A 7,060-nucleotide genomic window follows, 5' to 3' on the forward strand; every position below is an offset into this window, starting at 1 on the left:
AAGGAACAGTATTTAATGAAACCGGCGGTTGAAAAAACTGTATCGCGTTTTTCGCCCTTCTTTAAACGATATTCTCGTGTGATCCGTTTTACGGTCGTAGTAATATTATTCTCGGTTCTCATAACGAAAATTCATCCGTCTACGATCATCGATTCCTGGAAATCGGTTCGCATTGACTGCTTTATTCTGGGAATGGCGCTCGTTATCGTACAGATTATCATTCAGATACTGAAGTGGAACTACATTCTCGGTGTTCTCGATCCGAGGCCGTCTTTAAGGTCGGTCATCATGTCCCTTTTTGGAGGTTTTTTTCTTGCCTCGGTATCGCCTGCCCGGACGGGTGAGTTTATCAGAGGGGCATGGATACCTGATCATTCACCACTCAGGATTGCTTCCCTGACTGTTGTCGACAAGGTTTTTAATTCCATAGTGGTTCTTTTTTTCGGCTTCCTTTCGCTCACTGCCGTGATTCCGGGTAAGTTCGCTCTGCTGGCGCCTTTGGCCGGATTCATTCTTCTTGCGTGTGTTTTCAATATTTACCGTCTGAAACCGCTCGGAGAAAAGATTCTGACACCTTTCTTAAAAAAGGACACCGTCGATCTTATGCTCACAGCATTTACTCATCTCCGTCCCGGGATGGTTGTTGAACTGCTGATCTATTCCGGGGCAATATACGTGATTTACGTTGTCCGGTTTTATACGCTTTTATATGGATTTTATGAAACTCCCGCAGTGACAGCACTGAAAATCCTTCCACTCGTGTATTTCGCGGATCTGCTGCTGCCCTTTTCATTCGGAGATTTCGGGGTGAAGGAAACAGCGTCGGTTGCACTGTTCGGACGGTACGGTATAAGCGGAGGCGCGGCATTCAGCGCCGCTTTTACACAGAATATTCTCACTATGCTCCTGCCCGGGCTCACGGGAGGAATTATGATTGCACTGAGCCGTTTTCTGCCCGGTCGCGGAGTTCCTTCATCAACCGTTCATAGTACTCCCTCGTAATAATGCGGACATCATCGAGCCTTTTTGTGAAGCGTCGCACATTTTTAAATCCAAGCAGACGGGCGACCCTTGTCAGTTCTGCATCCGCCGCCGGAACCGTATTTACCGCTTTTCCGGAGCTGATCCTCAGAACCTTCTCCACAGTGCTGAGAAATTCATAGAGTTCTGTCAGTGCTGAAACGGAATGCCGGTCGAGAATTCGTTCTGAACCGAAGGCCTTCAGTATCGCGGTTGTTTCTCGGAGCTGCACTGCCGGTCTATCGAGGCCGTGATGTGCGGCATAGGACTGGGCTATGAAATCGATATCGGCGATGCCGCCCGGACCCGATTTTATATTGGTCAGGCCGGGATAGCGCTTGAGAGAGCTTTCCGTCATCGCAGCCCTGATGGCATATATCCTCGAAACCTCCTCAGGCGAAAAGGGCCCGCGATAAACGAAACGGTGTATCGCCCCGATCACATCCCTGCCAAGCCCGGCGCTCCCGGCTACCGCCCGCGCCCTCACGAGCGCGAGACGTTCCCATTCCGAAGCCCGACGATCGAGGTATTTCCGGTACTCGTCGAACGAAATAGCGAGTACGGAATTGCCGCCCTCTGGCCGTAGACGCGCATCCACATCGTACACCTTGTTCACTCCACCGCCGCCGGTTATGAGAGAAAGCATCTGTTGCGCAAGTTTAACCGATAATCCGGGAATTTCCATGAGACGTTTCTCATCAGTTCCTGCGTTATAAACGAAAATGAGATCGAGATCAGAACCGAAGTTCATGATTTCCGCTCCAAGCCTGCCCGCAGCTATCACCGCAAATTCATAATCCTTTTTCAATACGGGATGTGCCGCCGACAGCTCACGGAATGTTCGCGCATATACTGCCCTGACAATCGCTTCGCCGACCTGGGTCAGCTCCGAATATGTCGAGAACGTCGTGGAAAGACCGGTTATGTCACGAGCGCTTATCCGCAGTTTCTCGTGGTTTTTTGCGGTCAGGCATAAGCGGGTAAAACAGAGGTTATCACTGCACCGTGTATCGATACGGTTCAATTCCTGCCTGAACTCCTTGATATTTATTGGATGGAGTATTTCCGCCGTCTCAAACAGCCAGTCGAGCAGCGATGGGTCATCGGAAAGAATATCGGTAATAAAGACCGAGCCATGAGTCAGCGAAATAAGCAGCTCTAAAAATGTGTCGTTGTTTGCAAGGATGTCAAAGAGAGTCTGACGGGCGTTGTAGGATTGAGCAACGCGGTTGAAGCGATCGAGGGCTCCCCCCGGGTCGGGCAGGTCAGTGAGAGCTTTGAAAAATTTGGGGAGAAACCGCTCTGTCGAAGGGTGGAGCGTGACATCCGTGACACCCGGTTTCCTTTCAAAGGCAAGATCGGCAATGGTTCGTGCGCTCTCTTCGGGGTTGGTAAAGCCAACATTTTCAAGAAAACGCCTGACTTTTTCATCACCCGGCGGCGCGACCGCCGCATGTATTGCCATCTCCTCAAAGGAATCGGAACGGCCGGCATTGAAAATCTCATTATACAGGGCGCGGACGGTTTTTCTTTTCTTTTCGATTTCATCAGTCAGAAGAATTCCCGGGTGAGAATCTTCGCTCATGAAACCGATGAATCGCGCCAGATCATCCAGCTCATCGGGATTGACCGGAAGGGTAAACGCCGGAAGCAGTTCCCGCCACTGAAGAGCGTTCTCGATCTGTCTGAAGAACCGGTATGCATCCGAAAGTACGCCATGCTCATCTTCGTTGAAGGCGCCGAATTCACGGAGACGTTCGAGCGCAGTCAGCGTATTGGTGCTCCGTACCTCGGAGTGAATACCACCCATGAGGAGCTGAAGACACTGGGTGATGAACTCGATATCGCGTATTCCGCCCTCCATGAGCTTCAGGTGAGTTTTTTTACTTCCTTCGGCGATGATGCGGGCTTCGATCTGGTCTTTGAGGGCGACTATTTCGCGGTTCGGGCTTCTCGTCAGGCTCGACGGGAAGATAAACCGTTCGAGAGACCGGAGAAAATCATCCGCCACTGCGTAATTACCGGCAACCGGACGAGCCTTGAGAAGCATCTGGCGTTCCCATCCCTCACCCCTCAGCTCGAGATACCGGAAATAATCCTTCAGCGATCTCACGAGCGGCCCCGATGCGCCATCGGCCCTCAGTCGTGTATCGACACGGTACAGCGCTCCCTGGGCTGTGGGCTCGTTAAGGAGCCGAGTCAGTCGTTCCGCGAGCATGGTATGGAACGATATACAGTCATAGCTCCCCCACGAGGCGTTCTGGTCAGGACAGAGATATATGAGATCGATATCCGAGCTCACATTAAGCTCTCTTCCCCCGAGTTTACCCAATCCAAGCACGACGAGCGAATGGGGATGACCGGAAATTTCGAGCCGCTCGTATAGTTCTTCGGCGGCAAGTTCGAGGCATGCCTCGATGACTGCATCGGCAAGCGCGGACAGCTCGGCGGAAATCTCCGTAATTGAGATGACCGGATCGGCATTGCGCACACATATCCGTAAAAGCTGAATGGTGTGGTGACGGTGGATTTTTTTCAGCTTGTCCTGGAGCAGATCGCCCTCTGCATATGACTTCCCGATGTAATCGAGATAGTAGTTTTTGTCCGTGTGTGACGATTCAGGATTTTCAAGCGCCGCCAGGTCGTCAAGCAGCGATACATCCGAACCCAGTCTGCCCGAAAGAGAACCGCTCGATGCAAAAAGCGAAGCAAGCATGCGCGGGATCGCACGGTTGTCCGACACGAAGGGTGTATCTTTTCCCGCCGTTTCAATGAAACGGTCGAGACGGAGCAGCGCATGCCCGAGATTGTGAGTACCGAACGAGGAGACGATGATTTCCCGAATGAAAAGCGGCGGATGCAATGAATATATATTCAATATCCGGCGCAGTACGGCGATACCGTCATCCGGTACCCCGATGCCCCTCAACGGGCGCTCGTCTCCGCGGGACAGGTCATTGATGGCGCTAACTATTTGTTCTTCTTGTTTGTTATGTGAAAACATGCCGACATGATCTCCCTGTGAATATCTATGATACGACATCATGAAAAAAAATGCAATACATGATAATAAAATACTTGTGTCGTGAATGAATAATTATTAATTTATTACAACCGTTCTTTCCGGGAGGATGATTATGAAAAAAATCGAAGCGTATATCAGACCGTTCAAACTTGACGAAGTGAAAGACGCCCTGACCGGAATAGGCATAAAGGGTATGTCTGTTTCTGAGGTCAAAGGTTTCGGCCGGCAGCGCGGTCACAAAGAGATGTACCGCGGCAGCGAATACACAGTCGATTTTCTGCCGAAGATCAAAATCGAAGTGGTTTTGAAAGACAGCGAGCTCGAAAATGCCATTGATGCCATTGTGGAAAGCGCCGGAACAGGGCGGCTTGGCGACGGGAAGATTTTTGTTTTCGATGTTACTGACGCTATAAAGATTCGTACCGGCGAAAGCGGCGAGTCGATTCTGTAAGCTGTGTATGGTGTTTATGCAGTTTTGTCGGGCATATAGGAGAGATTACGCTCCTGATCATTCATAAGATTGATTGAACGCGGATTGATGCGGATTTGTTTTACCTGTAAACGATTGAAACGATAACGGTAGAAAAGTGATGACCGGAAAAAAACGACGACAGGCGGCAATCAGGGAAATACTGACGGCCAGTTATGGTTCGACACAGGAAAAAATCAAGGAAGCTCTTGATCAACGGGGTATTCAGACCAGCCAGTCTTCATTATCCCGCGATCTCAGGGAAATGGGAGCGGTGAAAATCCCCACCGTGGACGGCAAGCTTGTATACAGGCTCGGCGCTTCATACGAGCTCAATGATCTCGGAAAAGCCATGAAGGCGTTTTCAACCGGATATGAACCGGTGGGTAATTTCCTCGTTATCAGGACAGCCACCGGGAACGCTCCCGGATTGTGCGTAATCCTCGACCGTCAGCACTGGCCCGAGATAGTCGGAACCGTTGCGGGAGACGATACCATACTGGTTATCGCTCATACAGCCCGTGATATTGAATCTGTTATCGATAAACTTGAAAAATCCATCGGAGAGGAAAAATAAATGATTCGCGTAGGAATATTAGGCGCTTCCGGATATACCGGCGCCAGGCTGGCATATTATTTCTCACGGCATCCACAGGTGAAGATTGTGTATGTGACGTCCCGGAGTGAAAAGGGTAAAGCGCTGTCCGACCTGTACGGGAATCTGCGCGGGTTGTGTGATGTGCCGTTTTCAGACCCTGCGGATGTTAAGGATACCGTGATCGATCTTCTTTTTGCCTGTGCTCCTGACCAGACCTCGATGAGCGTTGTTCCGGAGTTTTATGACAGGGGAGTCGCGGTGATCGACCTCGCCGGTGATTACCGTATGGATACGGCGGAATCGTACGAACGCTGGTACGGGAAACCGCATGTTTCCCCGCAGTACATTGAAAAAAGGGTGTTCGGTCTGACCGAGCTGTACCGTGACCGGGTCAAAGCGGCGAAACTGGTCTCCAATCCCGGATGTTATCCCACATCGGTGATTCTCGGTCTCGCGCCGCTTCTCAGGGAAGGGATAATCGATTGTTCCGGTATCCATGTCAATTCGGTGAGCGGTATCAGCGGAGCGGGAAGGGAATTCAAGCCGTTCAAGCTTTTTTACGAGGCCGATTCGAACGTGATGCCTTATGCCCTCGGACGCCGTCACAAACATGTGGGCGAGATGGAGCAGGAACTGACCAAAATCGCGGGCGAGGTGTGTACTGTCACCTTTGCACCCCATGTTGTGCCCATGAAAACGGGGATCGTTTCCACAATACTGGCGAAGCTCAGGAAACCCGTGACGAAAAAAGACCTTGACGATCTCTACCGTGAGGCTTACGATAGTGAGTTCTTCGTCAGGTATTACAGCGACAGGATTCCCGAGAGCAAGTTTGTGGCGGACACGAACTTCTGCGATATCGGTCTTAATCTGGCCGAGGGAACCGACCGGATAATAGTGGTGTCCACTATCTGTAATCTCGGAAAGGGAGCATCAGGTCAGGCGGTGCAGAATATGAATGTCATGTTCGGTTTCGATGAAAAAGAGGGCCTGCTGTGAAAAGAAAAGTCGTTGTAAAAATGGGGGGATCGACCCTCGATGCCGAGAATGTTCTTGTGGAGTTCGCGGAGGCGGTCAGACGGGTGCCACCGGTGAATGATGTGGTTATCGTTCACGGCGGCGGTAAAGACATTGGCCGTCAACTCGGAAAGATGGGCAGGGAGTTTACCTTTATCGACGGGCTCCGGGTGACCGATGACGAGGTCATCGATGTCGTCGAGATGGTTCTTTCGGGCCTCGTCAACAAGTGGATTGCACGGGCGATGGGGAAAATCGGCCTCCGAGCGGTGGGCATCAGCGGAACTGATCTCGGGATGTTCCATGCCACCAAGATGGTTGTCAAGAGTGGAGACCTCGGGTATGTCGGGGCTATCGAGGAGGTCAATATCGAGCTTCTGGAGATTCTCCTGTCCCATGAGGTCGTACCCGTTGTGTCGCCCATTTCCATCGGACCGGGATACCGGGCATACAATGTCAATGCCGATCATGCGGCATGCAGGCTGGCTGAGGAATGGAAAGCCGATGATCTCATCTATATCACCGATGTCCCCGGTATAAAAATCGGCGGCGAAATCAGGCCGGTCATTCGTGTGGACGATGTCGAACGGCTGATCGATTCCGGTGAAATAACCGGCGGAATGATACCCAAGGTCATGAGTTCCGCCGCAGCCGTAAAAGAGGGTGTGAGCCGTGTGCACGTTATCGGCTGGAAAGGACCGGACAGCATTGTCGATTCGCTCGACGAAAGCAAGCACTGGGGAACGGTTATCGAATAAAAAATACTAAATCGAATATATATAAGGGATAAATCAATGACTACGGAAGAAGTGTTAAAACTGACAGAGCAGCATGTACTGAAGACATACGGGCGGAAGCCGCTCGCGTTCGAGAAAGGCGATGGCACGACTCTGTACGATCTCGAGGGAAACGCCTATCTCGATTTCAATTC

General features: G+C 51.2%; 6 protein-coding genes. 5 read left to right on the forward strand and 1 reads right to left on the reverse strand.

The features are described 5' to 3' along the window. Positions 1-15 precede the first annotated feature (15 nt). Positions 16-1,002 carry a flippase-like domain-containing protein gene (locus tag LLG96_15255; protein ID MCE5251566.1) on the forward strand — a complete coding sequence of 329 codons (987 nt, stop codon included), beginning with the start codon at positions 16-18 and terminating at the stop codon, positions 1,000-1,002. On the opposite strand, the gene LLG96_15260 is transcribed toward LLG96_15255, so the two are convergent. After that, positions 929-4,024 carry a hypothetical protein gene (locus tag LLG96_15260; GenBank protein MCE5251567.1) on the reverse strand — a complete coding sequence of 1,032 codons (3,096 nt, stop codon included), beginning with the start codon at positions 4,022-4,024 and terminating at the stop codon, positions 929-931. The two genes, LLG96_15255 and LLG96_15260, sit on opposite strands and share 74 nt — an antisense overlap. Positions 4,025-4,157: 133 nt before the next feature. On the opposite strand from LLG96_15260, the gene LLG96_15265 reads away from it, so the two are divergent. The 4 genes from LLG96_15265 to argB all read left to right on the forward strand — a co-directional run bounded on the left by LLG96_15265 (position 4,158) and on the right by argB (position 6,887). Beyond that, entirely contained in the window at positions 4,158-4,496 is a 339-nt protein-coding gene (locus LLG96_15265; GenBank protein ID MCE5251568.1) for a P-II family nitrogen regulator, read from the forward strand. Positions 4,497-4,635: 139 nt separating this feature from the next. Next, positions 4,636-5,091: an arginine repressor gene (locus LLG96_15270; GenBank protein ID MCE5251569.1), complete on the forward strand. Its 456-nt coding sequence runs from the start codon at positions 4,636-4,638 to the stop codon at positions 5,089-5,091. Beyond that, positions 5,092-6,111, forward strand: a complete 1,020-nt coding sequence (gene argC / locus LLG96_15275) for an N-acetyl-gamma-glutamyl-phosphate reductase (GenBank protein MCE5251570.1) — start codon at positions 5,092-5,094, stop codon at positions 6,109-6,111. It begins immediately after the preceding gene. Beyond that, positions 6,108-6,887: an acetylglutamate kinase gene (gene argB / locus LLG96_15280; protein ID MCE5251571.1), complete on the forward strand. Its 780-nt coding sequence runs from the start codon at positions 6,108-6,110 to the stop codon at positions 6,885-6,887. Before argC ends, argB begins: the two co-directional genes overlap by 4 nt. The last annotated feature ends 173 nt before the right edge of the window (positions 6,888-7,060 follow it).

This window comes from bacterium (genome assembly GCA_021372535.1).
Classification (GTDB): domain Bacteria; phylum Latescibacterota; class Latescibacteria; order Latescibacterales; family Latescibacteraceae; genus JAFGMP01.

Coding starts and splice junctions, on each gene's coding strand:
- LLG96_15265 (MCE5251568.1), top strand. CDS start 4,158: ATGAAAAAAATCGAAGCGTATATCAGACCGTTCAAACTTGACGAAGTG.
- LLG96_15260 (MCE5251567.1), bottom strand. CDS start 4,024: ATGTTTTCACATAACAAACAAGAAGAACAAATAGTTAGCGCCATCAAT.
- LLG96_15255 (MCE5251566.1), top strand. CDS start 16: ATGAAACCGGCGGTTGAAAAAACTGTATCGCGTTTTTCGCCCTTCTTT.
- argC (MCE5251570.1), top strand. CDS start 5,092: ATGATTCGCGTAGGAATATTAGGCGCTTCCGGATATACCGGCGCCAGG.
- LLG96_15270 (MCE5251569.1), top strand. CDS start 4,636: ATGACCGGAAAAAAACGACGACAGGCGGCAATCAGGGAAATACTGACG.